General features: G+C 42.0%; 11 protein-coding genes. 9 read left to right on the plus strand and 2 right to left on the minus strand.

The window, feature by feature from the left end:
• The first annotated feature begins 7 nt into the window (after positions 1-7).
• The 7 genes from ACFSJE_RS08430 (at position 8) to ACFSJE_RS08460 (ending at position 14,801) form a co-directional block, all read left to right on the plus strand.
• Positions 8-1,618 carry a RagB/SusD family nutrient uptake outer membrane protein gene (locus tag ACFSJE_RS08430; protein WP_379830549.1) on the plus strand — a complete coding sequence of 537 codons (1,611 nt, stop codon included), beginning with the start codon at positions 8-10 and terminating at the stop codon, positions 1,616-1,618.
• Between the two features lie 192 nt (positions 1,619-1,810).
• Entirely contained in the window at positions 1,811-5,122 is a 3,312-nt protein-coding gene (locus ACFSJE_RS08435; RefSeq protein WP_379830550.1) for a VCBS repeat-containing protein, read from the plus strand.
• Positions 5,119-8,460, plus strand: coding sequence for a VCBS repeat-containing protein (locus tag ACFSJE_RS08440; protein ID WP_379830551.1), 3,342 nt, complete (start codon positions 5,119-5,121; stop codon positions 8,458-8,460). The genes ACFSJE_RS08435 and ACFSJE_RS08440 overlap by 4 nt, the downstream gene beginning before the upstream one ends.
• Positions 8,453-11,692, plus strand: coding sequence for a VCBS repeat-containing protein (locus ACFSJE_RS08445; protein ID WP_379830552.1), 3,240 nt, complete (start codon positions 8,453-8,455; stop codon positions 11,690-11,692). Before ACFSJE_RS08440 ends, ACFSJE_RS08445 begins: the two co-directional genes overlap by 8 nt.
• A 4-nt stretch (positions 11,693-11,696) precedes the next feature.
• Positions 11,697-13,028 carry a vanadium-dependent haloperoxidase gene (locus ACFSJE_RS08450; RefSeq protein WP_379830553.1) on the plus strand — a complete coding sequence of 444 codons (1,332 nt, stop codon included), beginning with the start codon at positions 11,697-11,699 and terminating at the stop codon, positions 13,026-13,028.
• Positions 13,029-13,050: 22 nt separating this feature from the next.
• A complete protein-coding gene (locus ACFSJE_RS08455) occupies positions 13,051-13,947 on the plus strand; it encodes a GyrI-like domain-containing protein (RefSeq protein WP_379830554.1) in 897 nt (298 codons plus the stop codon).
• On the plus strand, positions 13,944-14,801 hold the full coding sequence (locus ACFSJE_RS08460; RefSeq protein ID WP_379830555.1) for an NHL repeat-containing protein: 858 nt from the start codon (positions 13,944-13,946) through the stop codon (positions 14,799-14,801). Before ACFSJE_RS08455 ends, ACFSJE_RS08460 begins: the two co-directional genes overlap by 4 nt.
• Here the strand turns inward: ACFSJE_RS08460 and ACFSJE_RS08465 are convergent.
• Positions 14,798-18,511, minus strand: coding sequence for a metallophosphoesterase (locus ACFSJE_RS08465; protein ID WP_379830556.1), 3,714 nt, complete (start codon positions 18,509-18,511; stop codon positions 14,798-14,800). The two genes, ACFSJE_RS08460 and ACFSJE_RS08465, sit on opposite strands and share 4 nt — an antisense overlap.
• 56 nt (positions 18,512-18,567) lie before the next feature.
• On the opposite strand from ACFSJE_RS08465, the gene ACFSJE_RS08470 reads away from it, so the two are divergent.
• Positions 18,568-19,761, plus strand: a complete 1,194-nt coding sequence (locus tag ACFSJE_RS08470) for a Pycsar system effector family protein (RefSeq protein ID WP_379830557.1) — start codon at positions 18,568-18,570, stop codon at positions 19,759-19,761.
• A gap of 1 nt (position 19,762) precedes the next feature.
• Here ACFSJE_RS08470 and ACFSJE_RS08475 read toward each other — a convergent pair whose 3' ends face one another.
• Positions 19,763-22,132 carry a GAF domain-containing protein gene (locus tag ACFSJE_RS08475; protein WP_379830558.1) on the minus strand — a complete coding sequence of 790 codons (2,370 nt, stop codon included), beginning with the start codon at positions 22,130-22,132 and terminating at the stop codon, positions 19,763-19,765.
• 117 nt (positions 22,133-22,249) lie between these two features.
• Between ACFSJE_RS08475 and ACFSJE_RS08480 the strand changes: the two genes are divergently transcribed.
• Positions 22,250-23,146: a metallophosphoesterase gene (locus ACFSJE_RS08480; protein WP_379830559.1), complete on the plus strand. Its 897-nt coding sequence runs from the start codon at positions 22,250-22,252 to the stop codon at positions 23,144-23,146.
• Positions 23,147-23,151: the final 5 nt, after the last annotated feature.

The raw sequence follows: 23,151 nt of genomic DNA on the forward strand, positions 1-23,151 counted from the left end.
GAAAACAATGAAAAGAAATCGATTTAAACTATTTGCGCCAATTGCGTTAAGTATAGTTCTCGTAATTTCCTGTACGAATCTGGAAATTGAAGAGACAGACTCGAATTTCCCCGAGAATACCGGAGAGGGATTCTCAGGGGTTAGTAACCCTGCCAGTCAGGTAGATGGTCTTTACAACGACCTTAATGGTCACTTTGGAGATCAGGCAAATTATTATGCGTTGACAGAAGTTTCAACAGATGAACAGTTGGTTCCCACAAGGGGTACAGACTGGGGAGATAACGGTATTTGGAGAACATTGCACCAACACACTTGGGATGCATCGCACCAATACATCCTAAACACTTGGAACCAGTTTAACCAAAACGTGTTCAGGGCCTCAGAAGTAATTGACTCTAGAAGCAATTCGCCAGCAACTACGCAAGCAGAAGCACTGTTTATTAGAGCTCTGAGTATGTGGGTAATCATGGATCTTTATGGCCAAGTTCCCTTTAGGGAAGTGGATGAAGGACCAGAAATCAATCCCCGTGTTCTTTCAAGATCAGAAGCTTTAGACTTTGTTATTACTGATTTGGAAGCGGCCATTGCAGGATTACCCTCTGCCGCCGCCCCAAGTGGGGATGCCAACAAACGAGCCAGTAAAGCGGCTGCTCGATTCTTATTGGCCCGTGTTCTTTTGAATAAGCATATTTACAACGGTTCTGGTACTGCTGATTCTGCAGATATGACCCGCGTAATTTCCCTAGTGGATGAAATTGCCGCTGAAGGGTATGAACTACAAGCCGGTTATTTTGATATTTTCCGTGAAGCTTCAGATACAGAAACAATTTGGTGGTTGGAAACTTCTGTCGGTAACCGTATTTTTAATGGACTGCACTACAATTCCACTCCATTGGCTGGTGGTGGCTGGAACGGCTTTAGTACACTGGCTGAGTTCTATGACATGTTCGAGGGTGACCCCAACAGTAATAGAGGTGAGTTGGATGGCACCCCATTGGACGGTCAAGAAGAGCGCCGTGGATGGGTTCCCTCAGCAGGAACTCCCTTTACAGATGTTGCAGATACCAAAGATGACGATAACGATGGTTTTGAAGATGGTTCCAACGTTGGTTTTGGATTCTTGATTGGTCAACAATATGCCATTAGTGGCGCTGCCTTAAAGGACAGACCTGGAAACAATCTTGCGTTTACAAAAGAACTTCCAGGATTGGTCGGTAACAACGAAAGAACAGGTATCCGTGTACAAAAATACGGTGCTAGATATGGAGAGTTCCGTGGTCATGAAATCATTTTTAGATATGCCGATGCCCATTTGATGAAGGCTGAAGCTATGATGAGAAGTGGTGGGGATCCAACTGCTATGGTCAATGAGTTAAGAACACTTAGGGGAGCAACCCCACTAGGTACTGTTTCTGAGGCTGATCTTTTGGCCGAAAGAGGTAGAGAGTTGTATATTGAATTTGTACGTAGAGGTGACATGATTCGTTTTGGACAGTATACTAGAGATTGGGAGTTTAAAGACCCAAATAGTGTTGGTGACGAGACAAAACTATTGTTCCCAATTCCAAACAATGCTTTGCTTTCCAATCCAAACTTGGTTCAAAATCCAGGATACTAAACATACAAAGTTTAGGTTGTTTATACATATCGAAAGGCCGCCAATTGGCGGCCTTTTATTTTTTAGTGGCAAGTAACGCTCTATCTGCCCAACCCCACATTTTAGTTGACTTTTAACCTGTCATTAATCAAATATTAATCATCTTACTTCCCATATTTGCTAAGGAATTGACTAATTTGAAACCCACTTTTGATGCATGAAATGAGAGGATTATGTCTATTATTTTTTGGAGGTTTATTATGGATGGCCAGCTGTTCAACCGACGAACCAAAAACGCTTTTTGTTCAAAAGAAATCATCACATACAGGGGTAAATTTTGCCAACAACCTTACCCAGACCCCAGAACTCAACATCCTAAATTATCTCTATTTCTATAATGGAGCCGGAGTCGCTTCAGCTGATTTTAATGGCGATGGCTTGGTTGACCTTTATTTCACATCCAACCAAGGGGCAGACAAACTTTACCTGAACAAAGGGAATTTTAAATTTCAGGACATTACCCAAGCCGCAAAAATCAAAAATGATACCGGATGGACCACCGGGGTGACCCATACGGACATTAACAACGATGGTCTTCTGGACATCTATGTGTGCAAAGTGGGCGACCATGGTATCATAAGAGGGCAGAATCTTCTGTACATAAACAAAGGAATTGATGAAAATGGCATCCCCACATTTGAAGAACAAGCAGCTATATATGGGTTGGATTTTATTGGATATTCCACTCAAGCCGCTTTTTTCGATTACGATTTGGATGGAGACTTGGATATGTACCTTCTCAATCACTCCGTAAATCCAAATCGTTCCTACGGAAAAGGAACCAAAAGAAAAATGATAGACTCCATGTCCGGGGACATCCTATATCGAAATGATGATGGCCATTTTACAAATGCTTCCAAGGAAGCTGGTATTTTTCAAGGAAGTATTGGCTACGGTCTTGGATTGGCAATAAGCGATATTAACAATGATGGCTATCCCGATATCTATATTGGCAATGACTTTTTTGAAAATGACTACCTCTATATAAATCAAAAAGATGGAACATTTAAGGAAGTGATTTCCCAGGATGATACAAGAATGGGTCATACCACTCATTTTTCCATGGGCAATGATATCGCCGACGTCAATAACGATGGTCTTGCCGATATTTTGTCGCTGGATATGCTCCCTGAAAATTTGGAAACATACAAAACCTCGGGATTGGAATACGCATACCCAGTCTACCAGCAATACCTTAAGAATGGCTTTGCCCCACAGTACATGCAGAACGCCCTTCACCTTAACTTGGATGGTGAAAATTTTGGGGAAGTTGCCAATCTTAGCGGCATTAATGCTACCGAATGGTCTTGGGGCGCACTTTTCGCAGATTTCGACAATGATGGATTCAAGGATCTTTTCATTTCAAATGGCATTCAAGGGGTGACCAACGACATGGATTACATCAATTACATCTCCAATGAAGAAATCCAAAAAAATATTGAGTCTGGACTATCCGACAAGGATATGGATTTAGTAGATCGTTTACCCAGCAAAAAAGTGCCCAACTACTTTTATAAAAACAACGGAGGAGTCACATTTTCCGATGTCACCGATAGTTGGAGTCAAAAAACACCTTCTTACAGTAATGGGTGCACCTATGCCGACCTTGATAATGATGGTGATTTGGACCTGGTCGTGAACAACGTGAACGATGAAGCATTTGTTCTGGAAAACACACTGACCGATGGAAATTTCATCAAAATAGCTTTCGATGGAACACAAAAAAACAGATTTGGCATTGGAGCCAAAGTCATTCTCCATCAAAAAAACAACATATCATCCGTTCAGGAGAATATGGCCACGAGGGGGTTCTTATCTGCCAAAGAAAACAGATTGAATTTTGGTGTTGGCAAGGACAGCATCATAGATTCAATACAAGTTGTGTGGCCTAATGGGATGTTTCAAACACTCAAAAATGTCACAGCCAATACCTCCATAACAGTTTCAGCCAAAAATGCATCGGGGAATTTTTACAGCGACTCCACTGCCGTAAATCAATCGCAATTTTCAATTGCAACTAAAGCTTTCGACTTCGTTCACAAAGAGCAAGCTTCCCTTGATTTTGATAGAAATCCGCTAGTTCCTTTTTCCTATTCCAACGAAGGACCTTCGGTATCCGTTGGAGATATAAACAATGATGGGGCGGATGATATTTTTATCGGTGGCGCAAAAGGACAGCCCTCCTCCCTATTCATCCAAGTGGAAAATGGCGGTTTCACCCCATCCCAGCCGGAACTTTTCCAAGAGGATGCTATTAATGAAGATACTGATCATGCTTTTTTTGATGCAGACAATGATGGGGATTTGGATTTGATTGTCGCAAGCGGGGGAAACGAATTTTCTAGAGGCAAACCTTTGCAGCCCAGACTTTATACTAACCACAATGGCACCTTCCTCAAAAAAGAAGGGGCATTTATGGAAATTGAGGTGAATGCGTCCAAAGTTGGCACTGTGGATATTGACAACGATGGCGACCTTGATATTTGCATTACTTCCAACGCAGTCTCCACAAAATTTGGCGAGGTCCCGCGGCAATATATTCTTAGGAATGATGGCGAACTAAACTTTACGGATATCACATCATCTTTTTCTCCAGATTTTGCAACCGTCGGAAATGTTAGAGATTTTATCTGGAAGGATTTAGACGACAATGGATTTTTAGATTTGGTCGTTGCGGGGCACTGGACACCCATTACTATTTTCCTTAACGACGGTAAAAAATTGGTGAAACAGACCGGAAACGGCCTCGAAAATACCAACGGCTGGTGGAACTGCATAAAAATGGCCGACATTGACCACGATGGCGATTTGGATATTGTGGCCGGGAACTGGGGATTGAACACAAAATTCAGGGCGTCCGTGGACAAACCCATCACCCTTTACATCAATGATTTTGACGGAAACGGGTCCATAGAAACTGTGTTGACCTATTTTCATGGAGACAAGGAAACTGCTTTTTCATCCAAGGATGAACTCGCCAAGCAAATGCCCTTCCTCAATAAAAAATTCCTTTTTTATAAAGATTTTGCAAAGGCTTCTCTAGAGGAACTTTTTGGTAAGGATAATCTAGAAAAAGCGAACAAAAGAATGGTGTATCTCCTCGAGACTTCCTACTTTGAAAATGATGGCAACGGCAACTTCTCCCGTAGGGAGCTCCCACTGATTGTGCAGTCCTCCACCGTAAACGATATCCACATCGATAATAATGATGAAAAAAAGATTAATGAAATATTAATGGTTGGAAATAATTTTGAGATAAGTACCCAACTTGGTAGATTAGATGCCTCGCATGGGATTGTATTACAAAACGAGGAAGACGGCACCATACATTGGAAACAGAACTTGAATATTTCCGGGGCCGCCCGTAGCATCGAAAAAATAAACAGAAATGGGAACGAAGAACTCATCATCACGTTAAACAACGATTCTCCCGTTTTTCTAATCAAAAAACAGAACACCCAATGAAATTAAGAGCTGTAATCCTATGCCTTATTTTGATTCCCTTGGCCTGCACCAACAAGGAGTCAAAGGATGTCACAGAAGAAAGCATTGAGACCCTTTTCACCTTGCTCCCTCCTGATGAAACGGGAGTGACCTTTGTCAATGCTGTGGAGAACCAAAAGAACTTCAATATCTTCAAGTATAGAAACTTTTACAATGGGGGCGGTGTTGCCATTGGCGACATAAACAACGATGGCCTCTCTGATATCTATTTAACCGGTAATATGGTTGCCAACAAACTCTATCTGAATAAGGGTGATTTCAAGTTTGAAGACATCTCCGAAAGTGCAGGGGTCACTGGCAACAAACCTTGGTCCACAGGTGTGGTTATGGTGGATATTAACCAAGACGGTCTTTTGGACATTTACGTCTGCAATGCCGGGAACATGGAAGGCAACAACCATGATAACGACCTTTACATCAACAATGGAGACCTCACCTTTACCGAAAAGGCCGAAGAATACAATCTGGCCAAAACCGGATTTACCACCCATGCTTCGTTCTTTGACTTTGACAAGGATGGGGATTTGGATGCCTATATTCTTAATAACAGCAATATTCCAGTAAGTAGTCTTGGCTATGCCGAACAGCGTGAAGTGCGCGCCCAAGATTGGGAAGGCGTCCCGGACATTTTTAAGGGTGTGGGTGATATGCTGCTTCGCAACGACAATGGCAAATTTGTGGATGTTAGCGAAGAGGCCGGGATTTATGGAAGCCTCATTGGTTTTGGATTGGGTGTTTTGGTCACCGATTTCAATGGTGATTTATATCCAGACATTTATGTCTCCAACGATTTTTACGAGCGGGATTATCTGTACATCAATCAAAAAGATGGCACTTTTAAGGAGCAAATCAAGGACTGGACCTCGCATTTAAGTCTTTCCGCTATGGGAATAGACATTGCCGATGTCAACAATGATGGCCATAACGATATCTTCATCACCGATATGCTTCCCGAAAAAGAAACTAGGGTTAAATCAGTAATGGAGTTTGAGGGGTACAATGTTTTCAACCTCAAACAAAACAAAGATTTTGGCCAACAATATATCCAAAATACGTTGCAGCTCAATAATGGTAATGGCACCTTTTCTGAAGTGGCCTATTACAGTGGTGTTGATGCCACGGATTGGAGCTGGGCCGGACTTATGTTCGACATGGACAACGATGGCCTAAAAGACATTTTCGTTACCAACGGTATCAATCATGACCTCACTGATTTGGACTTTGTGGACTTTTTTGCCAATGAAATTGTCCAAAAAATGGCTTTGACCGGTAAAAAGGAATCCATCGATTCCATCATTAACAAAATGCCCGTAAAGCCACAACCCAACTACGCATACAAAAACAATGGCGATATTTCCTTTAAAAATGCGAACAGGGAATGGGGGTTTGAGTTGCCTTCGCGCTCCAACGGTGCGGCGTATGGGGACCTGGACAATGATGGGGATTTGGATTTGGTCATCAACAATGTCAACACAGAAACCTTTGTTTATAAAAACAACGCCAATACCCAGCTGAACAACAACTACATCCAATTAAAGTTCAACGGCCCAAAAACCAATACATTTGGTGTGGGTGCTCTGGTTCAATTTTATTTTGATGGAAATATCATCAACCAAGAAATGATTCCATCTAGAGGTTTTCAGTCCTCTATGGAATATGGCATGACGATTGGTCTTGGTAAATCCGAAATTCTGGATTCCATCCGAATTATATGGCCCGATATGCATACCCAAAAGCTCGAAAATATACAAGCCAATCAGCGTGTTACCCTAAATTATGGAGATGCCACGGAAATGTATGCTCCTTCAGAGAAGAAAAGCAAAAAATCCTTCCTTACCGAATTGGAAACTGCAACGACAGTGGCCCATGAAGAGGATAGCTACAACGATTTTGATTATGAAGGTCTTATCTACCAAAAGCTTTCACAAGAAGGTCCTTCCTTGGCCGTGGCCGACATCAATGGTGATGGAAATGAGGACTTTTATATTGGGGGAGCGAAGAATCAACCAGGAACCATCTATCTGCACAGCGGAAATGGAAAAATCACCCAAAAGCGGTCAACTGTTTTTGAAGAGGATCGTGCTTTTGAAGATGTGGCCGCTGCCTTCTTTGATGCCGATGGTGATGGTGATCTTGATCTAATGGTAGGTTCTGGAGGTAATAATGTGGGGGAACAACGGAATTATATTCCTCGTTTATACCTAAATGATGGTAGAGGAAATTTCACAAAATCTGCAAACCAATTGCCATCAACCTTTAAGAATATCTCCACCATTGCCCCCTTTGATTTTGACGATGATGGCGATATGGATGTCTTTATTGGCTCACGAAGTGTTGTTGGGGTATACGGGATTTCCCCAGACCATCTTTTCTTGGAAAATTTGGGTGATGGCACCTTTTCCGATGTTACCGAACGATTGGCCTACGACCTGAAAGATGCTGGAATGGTCACCGATTCCAAATGGGTGGATGTTGACGGAGATTCAAAGAAGGACCTTGTTGTTACTTCAGAATGGGATACCCCAAAAATCTACAAAAACACGGGTAGAAGGCTTGCCAAAATGCCTTCTTCGCTCGATAGTCTTTACGGATGGTGGAACACGATTGAAACTGCCGATTTGGACAATGACGGCGACATGGATTTAATTTTGGGGAACCAAGGGTTGAACCTTCATTACAAACCTTCCAAAGAGCATCCCATGAAAATGTGGATCAATGATTATGATAACAACGGAACCATTGAACAAATTGTGACCTTGGCCCAAGATGGTGGTGATTACCCCATCCACCAAAAGCGGGAGCTCACAGAACAGTTGCCCGGTCTAAAAAAGCAGAACCTTAAGGCTTCGGACTATGCTCACAGAACAATTCATCAGTTATTTCCAGAGGAATTGGTAAAGAATGCCATCATGAAAAAAGTGGAAAACTCAGCATCGGTCATTGCCATAAACGAGGGCGGCGGTAATTTCACCATTAAAAACCTTCCTCCAAGAGTCCAACTTTCCTGTGTGTGCGATATCACCTGTGCCGATGTGAACAAGGATGGCAACTTGGATTTGATCATGGCCGGTAATAATTTTGAGTATAAACCACAATTCTCACGGCTTGATGCAAGCTACGGTAATCTTTTACTGGGCGATGGAAATCTTGGCTTTACTTGGCAAGAATACGATGTAAGCGGATTTACGGTTCGGGATGAAGTTAAATACATGGAACAGTTCAAGGACAAAAACGGAAAAACTTTTGTAATTGTGGCCATCAATAACAATAAACCAAAGATTTTTGCCATTGATGAATAAAATCACCATAGCAGTTTTGGTCAGTCTCCTTTTTGTCAGTTGCCAGAAAGGAGGCAGTCTTTTTGATAATCCCTCACCAGAAAATACTGGGGTTGACTTTACCAACACCTTGACTACCACAGAGGACGTCAGTATTTTGGACTACCTCTACTTTTATAATGGCGGTGGAGTTTCCATCGGCGATATCAACAATGATGGCTTGCCGGATATTTTCTTCACTGGAAATCAGGTGAAAAATAAACTGTACCTAAATAAGGGCAACCTAACATTTGAGGATATTTCCACTTCCGCGGGAATTGAAGGCAATAGCAGTTGGAATACCGGGACAACCATGGCCGATGTGAATGGAGACGGTCTTTTGGATATTTACGTGTGTGCCGTGGTGGGCATCAATGGATTCAATGGGTTCAATGAGTTGTACATCAACAATGGCGACAACACCTTTACCGAAAGTGCGGCCAAATATGGGCTCGATTTTGACTCTTATAGTTCCAACGCCACATTTTTTGACTATGATCTTGACGGAGATTTGGATATGTATCTCCTCAACCATGCCGTGCACACCCAAAATTCATTTGGGCGATTCGACCTGCGTTTTGAACGCCGTTATGAAACAGGTGACAAACTACTTCGCAATGATGAAGGCCGATTCGTAGATGTCAGTGAAGAAGCGGGAATTTACGGAGGTGTCAATGGATATGGCTTAGGGTTGGCTATTTCGGATTTTAATCAAGATGGCTATCCAGACATCTACGTAGGCAACGATTTCCATGAAGATGATTACTATTATTTAAACAATGGAGATGGCACTTTCACGGAAAGTCTCAAAAAATATTTTGGTCATACTACCCGGTTTTCCATGGGAAATGATGTCACTGATATCAACAATGATGGTCGGCCCGATTTAATTTCCCTTGACATGTTACCTGAAGATGAAGTCGCCTTAAAATCTTCCGAAGGTGACGACAATGTCCAAACCCAAAAGTTACGCATAGATCGGTTTGGATATCACTATCAGTTTACCCGAAACATGCTTTTTGTAAACCAACCAGATGGCAATTACATTGAAACTGCTTTGATGAGTGGCATCGCTGCTACGGATTGGAGTTGGAGCGCCCTTTTTGGCGACTATGATTTGGACGGCACCCAAGACCTATTTATTTCCAACGGAATTCCAAAACGCCCTAATGACCTGGATTTTATCAAATTTGTTTCCAGCGATGAAATCCAGAAAAAAATAGACAACACTAAACTTGTGGATCAGGAGGCTTTGAATCTTATGCCTTCTGGAAACGTCCATAATTATGTGTTTCAAGGAAGTAAAGATTTAAAATTCAACGATAAGTCCGCAGATTGGATCACCAAAGACACTCTAATTTCCGGAGCTACCGCAATGGCGGATTTGGACAATGATGGTGATTTGGATCTTGTTACGAATAATATCAACCAACCCGCTTCATTGTATATCAACAAGGCTTCCAAAAATGGCAATTACCTTAAATTGAAGTTTAAGTTCTCAGCAAAAAACACCTTTGGAATTGGGATAAAGGTATTTGCCTATCAAAATGGAGCGCTTCAATTCAAAGAATTGTTCACAACTCGTGGCTTTCAGGCTTCCTCGGAACCCATGATTCATTTTGGGTACGGTTCGGTGCAAAAAGTGGATTCCATCAAAATCGTTTGGCCAGATAGAACCTATCAAACATTGAAAGATGTGGCCACCAACCAAACACTGACCATCTCTCCCGAAAATACAAGGCCCTTCAACTACGACTCCTTGCACAAGAACAGTAAACCTCTTTTTGAAGCTGTGCCAAATAATTTGGGTATCGATTTTACCCATGTGGAGGACAACTACACCGATTTTAACAGGGAGAAGCTTATTCCATATCAAGTTTCGGATAGAGGGCCCGCGCTGGCTTTGGGTGATCTTAATGGTGATGGAAAAGAGGATATTTTTGTGGGTGGGTCCAAGTTTATCCCATCAAAAATTTATGTGCAGCAAGACACTGCATTCGTCAGTCAGCGTTTTGATGGTATTGCCAAAGATTCCATCAAAGAAGATATTTCGGCGGCCATTGCTGATTTTAACAATGACGAAAAGAATGACCTTTTTGTGACCTCGGGTGGTGGTGATTTTTTTGGTAAATCCGATGCCTTGCTGGAGAGTTACTATATGCAACAAGATTCAAGCTTTGCTTCCGTTGAGCTTCCCAAGTTTTATCAAAATGCATCCGTGGTAAAACCCTATGATTTTGACAACGATGGTGATTTGGATATTTTTGTGGGAGGCCATACCATCACGGCCCAGTTTGGAGCTCCGGCCACATCCTACCTTTTGGAAAATAAGAACGGTAATTTTTCCACCTTTCCAGGATTTGAACCTTATTCCGAAGGAATGGTGACAGACGCCATTTGGAATGATTTTAACGGGGATGGTATAAAAGACCTGATTTTGGTGGGAGAATGGATGTCACCCAAGTTTCTTCAATACGAAAATGGAGCATTTACCGAGGCTCACCCGACCGACTTAAAAGGGCTTTGGCAACGTATCGCTCCCTTTGATATTGATGGTGATGGTGACACGGACTACCTGTTAGGGAACTGGGGTACAAATTCAAAGTTCAAAGCATCGAAAAAGTATCCCATGAAGTTGTTTTTCAATGACTTTGACGACAATGACCAGCCAGAAACCGTAACGGCTCTTGAAAAAAATGGAACCTATTATCCACTGGAATCTTTGGATGGACTTTCCTCGCAATTGGTATATTTGAAAAAGAAATTCACTACGTACAAATCCTTTGCAGGGAAAACCATGGAGGAGTTATTCGGCAAGGAAGCCTTGGAAAACTCGAAACTTTTGGAAGTAAATACGCTGGAATCTGGATATTTGCGGAATGATGACGGTAATTTTGTTTTTGTACCGTTCAAAAATGAACTCCAGCTATCACCCATCATGGATTTTCTGGTAGCGGATTTTGATGGTGATGGTGTCCAAGAAGTGTTGATGGGCGGTAATTTCTTTGGAGTAAAACCCTACCACGGTAGACTTGACTCCTTTCCCGGTGCACTTTTAAAAAATGAAAATGACATAGTACTCGGTAATGAATTAGGTTTGGACTTTACCAAAAAGTCACTGAGGCACTTAAAAACATTGACCTTTAATGGCAAAAAATATATTCTTGCCATTTTTAATAACGATAAAGCACAAGTTTATAGAATTAATGATTAACGCCATGAAAGAAAGAATTAGCATACTGGTAGTACTGCTTTTGGTTTTAACCTCTTGTCAAAAAAAGCAGGAGCCCATTACCGTATCCCCCGAGGAATATCACAAATCAGTGGACAAAGTGATTGAGGTCATGATCCATGATATATTCTCTCCTCCGGTGGCAAGCCGCATATTTGCATATCCCAACATTGCTGCGTATGAAATTATCGCCAAAAATAATGAACAGTACAAATCGTTGGCAGGACAAGTGCATGGGTTGGAAAGCATTCCAGAGCCAAAAACCGAGGAGGCCATAAATTATGAAATGGCCGCTTTGGTGGCCCATATGGACTTGAGCCGAAAACTCATTTTCTCAGAAGAAAGAGTAACAGAATTCCGAGACAGTCTTTACAATTTATGGACATCTAAAAATGAGCCGTTGTTCAATGCTTCAAAAGCCTACGGTTTGGAGGTTGCGGACTTCATTGCAGCTTGGATGGACAAGGACAATTACAAGCAAACCCGGACCATGCCCAAGTTCACCGTAAACACTGAAGAGCCTTCGCGTTGGCAACCTACCCCTCCTGCATATATGAGCGGTTTGGAGCCCCACTGGAGTAGAATTCGTCCCTTCGCTATCGATTCCGCCGCGCAGTTCAAGCCTATCCCACCTCCCGACTTTTCAATGGATAAAGATTCCCAATTTTTTAAAGAAGTGATGGAAGTGTACGAGGTGAGAAAAAGCATGATCAACAAAGGCGATAAGTCTGATGAGATTGCAATTGCCCAATTTTGGGACTGTAACCCCTATGTTTCGGTTACAAGGGGGCACTTAATGTTTGCCACGAAAAAAATTACTCCAGGCGCCCACTGGATTGGTATAACCAAAATTGCCTGTAGAAAAGACAACGCAGATTTTGCCAAGACGGTCTACGCTTATACCAAGACCTCCATTGCGATAGCCGACGGTTTTATTAGCTGTTGGGATGAAAAATATAGAAGTAATCTCATTCGCCCTGAAACGGTCATCAACGAATATATTGACGATAGCTGGGAGCCTGTATTGCAAACACCTCCTTTCCCTGAATATACCAGTGGTCACAGCGTGGTTTCAGGAGCTGCATCAACGGCCCTCACGGATATCTTTGGAGACGACTTTTCTTTTGATGATGACACCGAGATTCCATATGGTCTGCCGGTGCGTTCCTTTAAATCATTCAGGCAAGCTGCGGATGAAGCGGCCATAAGTAGAATGTATGGAGGAATCCACTACCGTGCTGCCATTGAAGTTGGTGTGAAGCAAGGTCGTGACCTCGGAAAATTCATCGTGGATAAATTAGACATGACTAGGGGGTAATTTTCTATTTTTGCCAGCTACTATGAGAAAAATTTCTATACTGGTCCTTACTTTGGTTGTGGTTTCCTTGTTATGGTATCTGTTTATTAAACCACAGGATTATCAGGTAAGTTTTAAGGCCAAAGCTCTTCCAGGGACCATTTTTGAAACCGTAAAGGCTTGGAACAAAACCTTGGATTCTGTTGTCCCAGTATCATTTGAAAGCCTGAGTGACTATACCCAAACCATTGTTTCTGGGGATTCCATACATCTATACGAATGGAACATCACCAAAATCCATGACTCATTGAGCCAAATTGATGTGAATATCAAGGATAGAGATTATTCCTTGATGAACAAAATCAAAATTCCTTTTTCCGATACGGATTTTGAGAAGGGTTCAAGAAAGACTTTGTTGGATTTCAATAGGTTTTTAAAAGAACATCTTAAAGAGTTCAACGTTTCCATCGTGGGTGAGGATGAACTCTTCAGTACTTACTGTGCATGCGTCTCCTTAACCACAGAGCCGGTTGAGAAGGCAGGAGGCATCATGGCAAATTATTCATACTTAAGCTCCACGATTTTTGAAAATGGGGTAGAACCCAATGGCCCGCCTTTTTTAGAAGTTGAGAATTGGGACCTAAAGGCTAATACCTTGTCTTATAATTTCTGTTTTCCCATTGTTCGCTCGGAAAAATTACCACTTCATCCCAGTATCACCTATAAAAGAATCTTTGGCAAACCCGCGCTTAAGGCAGTTTACCATGGTAACTATGTAACATCGGATAGAGCTTGGTATGCGTTGTTAAACTATGCGGAGGAAAATAACATTGAAGTAGAAAAAAAGCCTATTGAGGTGTTTTTTAACAACCCAAATATGGGAGGTAACGAAATTGAATGGAAAACTGAGGTATATATGCCCATAAAGGATTCTGAATGATTCGATATGCTCTAATTTTTGTTTTGTTCTTCACTCAAGCTTGTGCCCAAAAAACCCAATACGGTAAATTAAATCGCTTAGGTGATTTTCCCTCAAAACTCAATGAGGTCTCTGGGGTTGCCATTGGAGACGAAACTATTTGGGTCATTCAGGACAGTGGCAACCAAGACAAGATCTACAAAATCAATCAAAAGGGAAATGTCACCAAGAGCCTTAAAATTGACCATGCCAAAAATGAGGATTGGGAAGATCTTGCTATGGACAAGGCGGGTAATCTCTATATCGGGGATTTCGGAAATAACAACAACGACAGAAAAAATCTGACAATCTACAGGGTTTCAAGTTCACAATTGAAAAAAAAAGAACCCAACGCCGAAAAAATTGAGTTCCGTTATCCAGAGCAAACGGAATTTCCGCCTAAAAAGGACAGCCTGCTTTTTGATACAGAAGGCTTTTTTCATTGGGAGGGGCATTTGTACATTTTTACCAAAAACCGAACAAGGCCTTACACCGGCGAAACACTTATTTATCGTGTTCCTGATGTTGAAGGCGAATATGATGCAGAATTGTTAGGTTCTATTGTACTGTGTCAAAGTCAAAATCATTGCTCGGTAACCGGAGCCGATATTTCAGCAGATGGCAAAACGATAGCCCTTTTGGGGTATGGGCTTATCTTTTTGGTGAAGGATTTTGAACTTCCCAATTTTGATTCTGCTTCAATTCAAATCATTGATTTCAATAGTGAAACCCAAACGGAGTCCATTGGTTTTTTAGATGAAAAAACCCTTTTGATTGCGGATGAAAGAAACAAAGGAACAGGAGGTGGAAGTCTTTACTCCTTTTCGCTCAATTAAAATCCAAATCCTACTCCAAAGGCAAACCGAAGGCCATCAATACTATTGAACAATCCAAAATTAGCGGTTAGCATATCAGCACCATTCACAAAGAATCCTCCACCGTAGGAATTGTGCCATTTATCCGAGTCTTCATCAGGGAACCAAACCCTTCCATAGTCAAACCCGCCATAAACTCCAGGAGTCACTGGTAACAATCCAGTTTGTCGGCCTCTAAAACTGTATCGCAAATCGGTATTTTGATAAAAGGATGTTTTGCCGGTAAAACGCTGAAAACGGAATCCGCGCAGACCATCATTTCCGCCAATGCTGGCAGCTTGATAAAATTCATAGTCATCCCCAATGGTATAACGTGCTTTTAATTTGGTCGCCAAAACCAATCTGCCATTGGCACTAAGTTTATGGTCCACGGACAGACTAGGTGATATATATGCGAAGGACCTACCAGATTCTTTTATGTTGGTTTTATACCCTCCGAGGAGGCCAAAACTCATTCCCAATGTTGGAAACGCTTCGTTATCTGAGTTTGAATAAGCGTACTCCGCATCCACACCAAAGAAATTTTGGTGCACCTCTTCCCCATTTTCCACATAAAATTCATTGATGAACCTATCCTCCGTAGCTTCTACCTCAATGTCTTCATAAGAAACCCCAACACGAACTTTGGAACCCAAATAGCCTCGCCATACCAAGGAAGGAGCAAAACGCAATGTCCGCAGTTTAACCCTGTTGTAATCCAAACCAAGGGGCTCATCATCGTCATTGTTTTCCGTATCATTTCCAAAACCAAAAAAGTTAAGGGTAAAATTAGGACTGGTGAACCGGGCCTGAATTTCAAGGTTGACTTTGTTGATCACATTCGCAAATTCTCCTTTATAGCCCACATCAAATCCTTCCGTTGCGAAATAAAATGCGGCGTTGACCGTATGTTGTTGGGTGAACGGATTTTGCCGAAAACCGTTGTAGGTGTAAGTATCCATTAGGCCAATTCTAAATCCGTCATCTGGATTGAAACCGATGGTTGGCAATAGTTGATTAGTACTCGCCTTTATTTTTAAAAACTCATAGGTGTTCGTCTCATAATCATTCAAGCGATGGATTTTTCCGCCAAAGGCTTCATCATAGGTGTTCTTTTTTGTTTTGAAGTCATACACATACGCCTTTTTGGATTTTTCGCCAATCTTGTATACATCATTGTTCTGTCCTCCAACAATTCTAACCTTTATTTTGGACGTTTGGGTATGGACATCAAAAACATCATCATCATCCAGCCCATATACCCAAATTTCTTTGGTGAAACGCGGGTCATAGGTTTTTTGAAAGAAAATATCCGCCTTCTCCCCTCCTTTGATTCGGTAGCCTGTGACCTCAAGCCCACCATCCTTCAAGGAATTGATACTGAAGTAGTCATCCTTATCTGTACCCGTGATTACGCTAAATTTGTTGAGAACAGCAAAGTATTCCCGGGCGGTCTCCACCAGATTTTCCTTTCTGGCCAATAAGGTGTTTTTAATATTGGAAACGGTTTCGTCCCTTACTTCTTCGGGAAACGCCATGAAGGCCTCATCGATTACCTGCGCATTGATATGTTGCTGAATGAATTTGGCCTCATCCTCCCACACTTGCATGTCAGTTTCGGAAAGTAGAGCCATGTCCAGTGCAAAGGTCCGTGGCGAGGATGAAAATCCTTTTACACTTCGAATCTCATCATGAAATCCTTCAAAAATCCGAAGAGAGGGAACTGCCCTTGAGCCAAATTCCATGATCAATCCATCACCCCAACGTGAAAATACTTGATCCCTATCCCTCGGAATGGGTTTGAATAGTTTATTGCCATCTTCCGTTTTAAACTCAGCCCATCGCCATTGATCTACGTGGCGATCCCAATCCCCCAAAAGAATATCGAACAATCTGGCTTTCACATATTCCCGCTGGTCAATGCGATACTCCTCATCTTCCCTCAACTTATTGATAAGGTCATAGGTACTCTCAATTTTCTTGGTCTTCCCGAAACTTTCAAGCTCATCATGGCCATCGGACACATGCTCCTCGATCATGTAAAGTCCGCCTCCAAAATCGGTTTTGAAATCTCCCAGCACAGATTGCTTGGGCACGTAGTACAATTTTGGATTGGTGTGGTAAATGCCCACTGCATCTGATAATCGGGCCACGGTAAATGGCGCATAGGGATGGGCACCGGTGTATAAATCCAATAACAGGTCTTCCGTGTAAGTATCTTGAAACTGTCCAATAATATACTGATCTTGGAAGGCAATGGCCTGAAGGTATCGCTCGGCACTTTTACGAAGATCACGCATTACATATTCGCGACCTTCCTTATCTTCCAAACGTAACGAATTTGATTGGTTTCCCCCTCCTTTTCGAACCACTGCAAGTCCACCAAAAAGGGTATCCAAACGAACGGTTGGGGCCTTTACTTTTGTGGCGTAGTACTTTCTATACCGCTCGCCCCACAACCATTTATGGAACCCACTTTTATCGATTTGCTCATCGGTATATACTGATGCTTCCTTGTAGGCTGGGAAGTTTTCGGTAAGCGAAACTTTTTCGGTAGATCTATCGGGTGGCAGTACCTCTGTTGTAAACAAAGGAGCATCTTCAGGTTCATCGGCCGCGTAAAAACTGACACTTGAAGAACCATCGGTATAAACCTTAAGAATGGCATACCCCATTTCCCCTGTGGAGAACTTACTGCCGTTCAACAGCCGGGTAGCGCCAGTTTTGGCTCCAGCACCACTTACAATCTGTGGTTTACCTGATTCCACAATATATTGAAGGGTGTGCTCATGCCCCGAAGCAAAAATGACCTTATCCGAATATTGTGAAAGCGTCAAAATACGTTTTCTGAGTTCATTGTATTTTTTGTTGGATAGGTCCTCAATGCTCACCCCTGCTGTTCGCCTTAATAGATTGGCGACTGTTCCCAACACCGGAATTGGAACTCCCCCGCCGCTTGGATAAATATGCTGCTTAAAGGAATATTGCCCTCCATGGGTTCCGTAGGAAAACATGGGATGGTGCAGGGCAATAAGAATGGTCTTGTCTAGATTTTTTTTGATTTCGCTTTCCAACTCCTCAAAAAAACGTCCGCGGTCTTTAATCTCACAATTATCATTCATGGTCGGATGCTTATCCCAATCGGTCAAGTACCACTCCGTATCTATGGCAAGCACTATGATGTTGTCACTCACCTCAATCTTTTCTATAGGGCAACCATTATCTGGAAGAAAGACATCCTTGCTTTCCAATGCGTTTTGAATGTATTTTTCCTCACGTTCCAACCCCTTTAATCCGTCGCTGTACCAATCATGGTTACCGGGCACAAAAACGGTCTTTCCCTTAAAAGATTCAACGGTGCTCAATTGGGCATTTAGGTAGTGCTTGGACCGTTCGTGTCCTTCAGGGTCATCATCTTTGTCCGGGAAGCCGGCTGGGTAAATATTGTCACCCAAAAATAAGGCCGTACTATTTTTATCGGCTTGGGTCAAAACCGACTTAAACTTTTTAAGAGCTGGATTTAAATCGCCAGCAGGTGACAGACCGGCGTCGCCAATTAAATAGAAGGTATGCTCAACTTCTTTGTCTTTAGGGGCGTTGGCGGCACTATAGGTATCTACATATTTAGCCTCATAGGTTGCACAACCATACACCATTGCCAACAAGAGGAGGAACACGTAATGTTTCTTCATAAGCACATGAGGTTGAATCCAAAATTTTGTACTTTGGATAATTCAAACATACAGTTATGTCGGATATTGTTGAAAAAACTGAACGTTTTGTCACTGAAATTTTTGATAAAAAACTCGACCCGAGGTTTTTATACCACAATCTACGACATACCCAGCGTGTAGTTAAAAGTACTAAAGAATTGCTCAACTTTTATGACTTAAAAGAGGAGGATAATGAAAAGCTTTTGCTTACCGCTTGGCTTCACGATACAGGGTATATTGAGGACCCACAGCATCACGAAGAAGCCAGTTGCAAAATTGCCGCCGAGTTTTTAAGTGATAATGGATATAATACTTCGGATATTAAAGAGGTCTGCAATTTAATCTTGGCCACCAAAAAGCATCACAAGCCTCAAAATTTGATGGAAGAAATCATCCGGGATGCAGATATGTCCCACTTTGCCAAAAAGAGTTATTGGGAAACCACTGATTTTTTAAAGGATGAGTTGAAGGAACTGGGGATTGCAGATTATTCCACCAAGGAATGGCGCGATAAAAACATACAAATGTTCAAAGACGGTCAAAAGTTTTATACCGATTACGCCAAAGAAAATTGGGAAGAAGGAAAAGAACGTAATTTGAAACAATTGCTCAAAGAGAAAAAAACAGAGAAGAATATTGCCAAAAAAGAGGCCCTAAAAGCCAAATACAAAGAAGAAAGTCCAGACCGAAGTGTACAGACACTCTACCGCGTAACACTTAAAAACCACCTGAAACTCAGTGATATTGCCGACACCAAGGCCAATATTCTGTTATCTGTAAATGCCATTATCATTTCGTTGGTACTGGCCAATTTACTTACCAAGTTGGATAATCCCAGTAACACCTACCTTATCTACCCAACCATGATCCTTATCCTTTTTAGTATAGTTTCCATGGTTTTGTCGGTTTTGGCCACTAGACCCAATGTGACAACCGGCAAGTTTACCAAAGAAGATGTCGAACAAAAACGGGTAAACCTATTGTTTTTTGGAAATTTCCATCAAATGGATTTGAAGGAATATGAATGGGCGTTGAAGGAATTGGTCAAGGATAAAGAGTATGTGTATACCTCATTAACGAAGGACCTCTATTACTTGGGGTTGGTACTCAACAAAAAATACAAGATACTTCGGCTCACCTATAATATTTTTATGATAGGAATGGTGGTTTCCGTTCTTGCTTTTGGTATTGCGTTCCGATTTTTTGGCCCTGACCGATTGGTTTTTTAGGCTAGGATTTCAGTTCCTCCATTAAATCGTCATAGGTATAGGTCTGCTCCGATTTTTTGTCCTTTTTGTACAAAATTTCTGCTCGTATTGCTTTTAGCCCCGTTACCCCTTGAAGACCTTCCAGTTCAACTATTTCAATATTGTCGGTGAAATAGCCTTTGTTTTTCAAGAAACGGATATACCGCATGTACTCCCGCTCATCTTTTCGTTGGGAATATACGATGGACAATTTCCCTTTTTGGGTTAAACGCTCATTGGTTCCTTTGATAAAGGATTTATCAATACGCTTTTTAATGACTTCATACCGCGCATTATAGGTACCGTCCACATCAAAACGTTTTTCATCCATGCGAAAACGGATGGACAATGAGGTGCTGTAGACCAAAACAAGCGAGGCAACATCCAATTGCACTGGCAAGTGCGGCTTAAGGGAATAATATTTGTTTTCCATGTCACACATTACCTGAAGCTGCCACAACCTAAGATTGCTCAAATAAAGCTCATTGAACTTTCGGTCGCGGGCAATGGAACTACCGATGTACATATTGTGTTCCACCCCATCCGTCTTGTAACGTTCAAAATAATGCGGAAACATTTCCTGTGCGGCCAATTGCTTTTTATCTAAAAGTGCGGCCAGCTGCATATTGGCTTCCATAACACTATCATCATAATTGCGGCGATGATCGTAATAGGACTCCGTGGTGGCATCAATTTTGGATTCATATACCTTGATCAGTTCCTTAATCTCGGCATCTTCCTTTTTCAAATGCGTAAGCACTGGGTTGATTTCTTCCTTCACAAAATCAAAAACCGCCTGTTCCGTGTGGGTGTAAAGTGCTTCCCGGACCTCACTGAGATACGACTCCACCCGAAACATCAACTCTTCATAAATGGGCAATCCATATTTTCTAACGGCAACCTCCAACACATCATTGATTTCGGAAAGTTGAATCATTAAATCCCTTTGGATGGAAAGGTTTCGTTCCTTGGAAGAATCCTTGATATCGATTTGGCCATATAAAGGATACACATCCTTGAACACAATTTCCTTGAACACAGGCTGGTGTCCAGATAATTCATCGGTCATGAAACGTTTGGCCTCTTCCTGGAATTTCCAATAGACAGAAGGATGCACCGTGGTGCACTCGTGCTGAATAATGGCGTCCACCAAATTTTCCTCTTCCTCAATGGAACGAAGTACGGAAGACACAATGTACGGCATCACATCATCCAATTTATTGGCGTTGACGCTATTGAGCTCATTAACGGTGTCCGATACCAGTTCCAAAACCCCCAAAAGCTCCCCATTATTGGAGATCGGGGCCAAAATGGCACTTCGAATCCCCTGCTCGTACAAGTTCTTATAGGGTTGGGTGTTCTCTTTCTTAAAATATTTCTCCACATTGGAAATGGCGAAATACTTATTTTCATTGAAAAGCTTTCCGTGGGAATAGTCGCAGAGCATTACATCGCAAGATTCCGTTTCCTTGCCATTGAGAATGAAACTCTCCATACCCCTTCCGTAGATTTTGAAGAAGCTATTGGCACTGGAATCATACCCAGCAAATCCCACTTTGATTTTCTTAAGTTTGAAGAGCGACCTGAAGGTATCCTGAAAACTTTCCATATAGTTTTCACCTTCACTCTTCTTCTTGCCAATAAGGGTGGATTTTATTTCTGAGATGGAATGCTCGGTGGTCACATCGAACATATTGGAAATAACAAAGCCCTTCGCGATAAAACTATTCGGCGGTATTTTTTCCTTCCAAAGATCAAGATTGTCAAAATTATCCAACAACTCATCCACATCTTCCTGCGTGAGTTTCTTGGCTTTTTCAGTTGGAAGGATCTCCATAAAATCTGCATTGTACAAAATGCGATAATGGTGCATCACCCCATTGGCATCCGGAATATCGTAGAAAATGGGTCGCTTAAAATCCAAATTAAACCCATAGTAGAAATTTAGGATCACCGTACATTTCATAATGTAGCTGAGTCCCGTGGGAATATTTTTGATCTCGAGTTCAAAATCCTCTCCAGCGTCCTTTAAAATTTTCTGAAAGCGTTCTGATGAATTAAAGACCGAACTTTCAAAAGCGGTAGAAGCTGTTTTGATCTCATTGTTGGTCAATGCCGGAGCAAAGCTCTCCTTCAAAATAATACTGATGACGTCCTTATGCTTTTCCAGCAAACTGAGGTCCGTGAACCCATCCCTCAACACCGGATAAGGTGCCTGAGAATCCAAGACATACCTCGCCCAGTCAGCAAAGAATTTATCTTCGCTTTTGACTTGTTGGTCATAATGTTCCAACAATTTGTTGAAACTTACCAACTGCATCATTGGGCTATCAGTATTGCAATTCTGGCTCATACGGATGTTGGTCGTAAATTGGTCGGTAAAGTTACAAAAAGAAAGGATGCCCGTCTTATAATGGTAATCTTTATAGATTAATCGCCATTTTTGAAGATATTTAGTAAAAAATAAGCCATGTCCTCCAGTTTTAGGTTAGATCGGGCCTACCACAACGCCAAGATTATTCCTTTTGATGATGATTCCAAAATCATCTTCTTTAGTGACTGCCACAGAGGGGACAACAGCTTTGCCGATGACTTTGCCAATAACCGGAACATTTATTTTCATGCCTTGAACCATTATTACCGCCAAGGGTTTCAATATTGTGAACTTGGTGATGGTGATGAACTCTGGGAAAATATCACGTTTGAGTCCATTTTTGAAGCTCACAAAAATGTCTTTCAGCTGCTACGACAGTTTCACTTGGAAAGACGACTGCACATGCTTTGGGGCAACCACGATATGGTCTACAAGGACAAAGACTATGTGGACAAGCACCTTTCGAGCTATTTTGAACCGATTGATGGTTCGGACAAGGAACTTTTTGAAGGCATCACCTATCATGAAGGTCTTATTTTAAAGCATTTAAAAACGGGGCAGGAACTTTTTTGCACCCATGGGCACCAGGCGGATTGGTGGAACTATGTCTGTTGGCGAATTGGTCGGTTTTTGGTTCGAATTCTTTGGAAGCCGCTTCAAGTGGTGGGAATCGCCGACCCTACCAGCCCCGCCAGAAATTATAAGGAACTCATCCGGATAGAAAAGCGTATTAAACGATGGATTTTAAGGAACAATCTTAAAATCACTATTACCGGGCACACCCACAGACCCCGATTTCCAGAACCGGGTCAAATTCCCTTTTTCAATGATGGAAGCTGTGTGCACCCCAGAAGTATTACCGGTATTGAAATTGAGGGTGGACAAATTTCCTTGATCAAATGGCACATCGACACAAAGGCCGATGGCACCCTACAAATTGTTCGGGTACTGCTCGAAGGCCCTGAAAAACTATCGGACTATATAGAGAAATAATCTCA

Origin of the sequence: Flagellimonas iocasae (genome assembly GCF_042682725.1) — a bacterium.
GTDB classification, from domain to species: domain Bacteria; phylum Bacteroidota; class Bacteroidia; order Flavobacteriales; family Flavobacteriaceae; genus Flagellimonas; species Flagellimonas iocasae.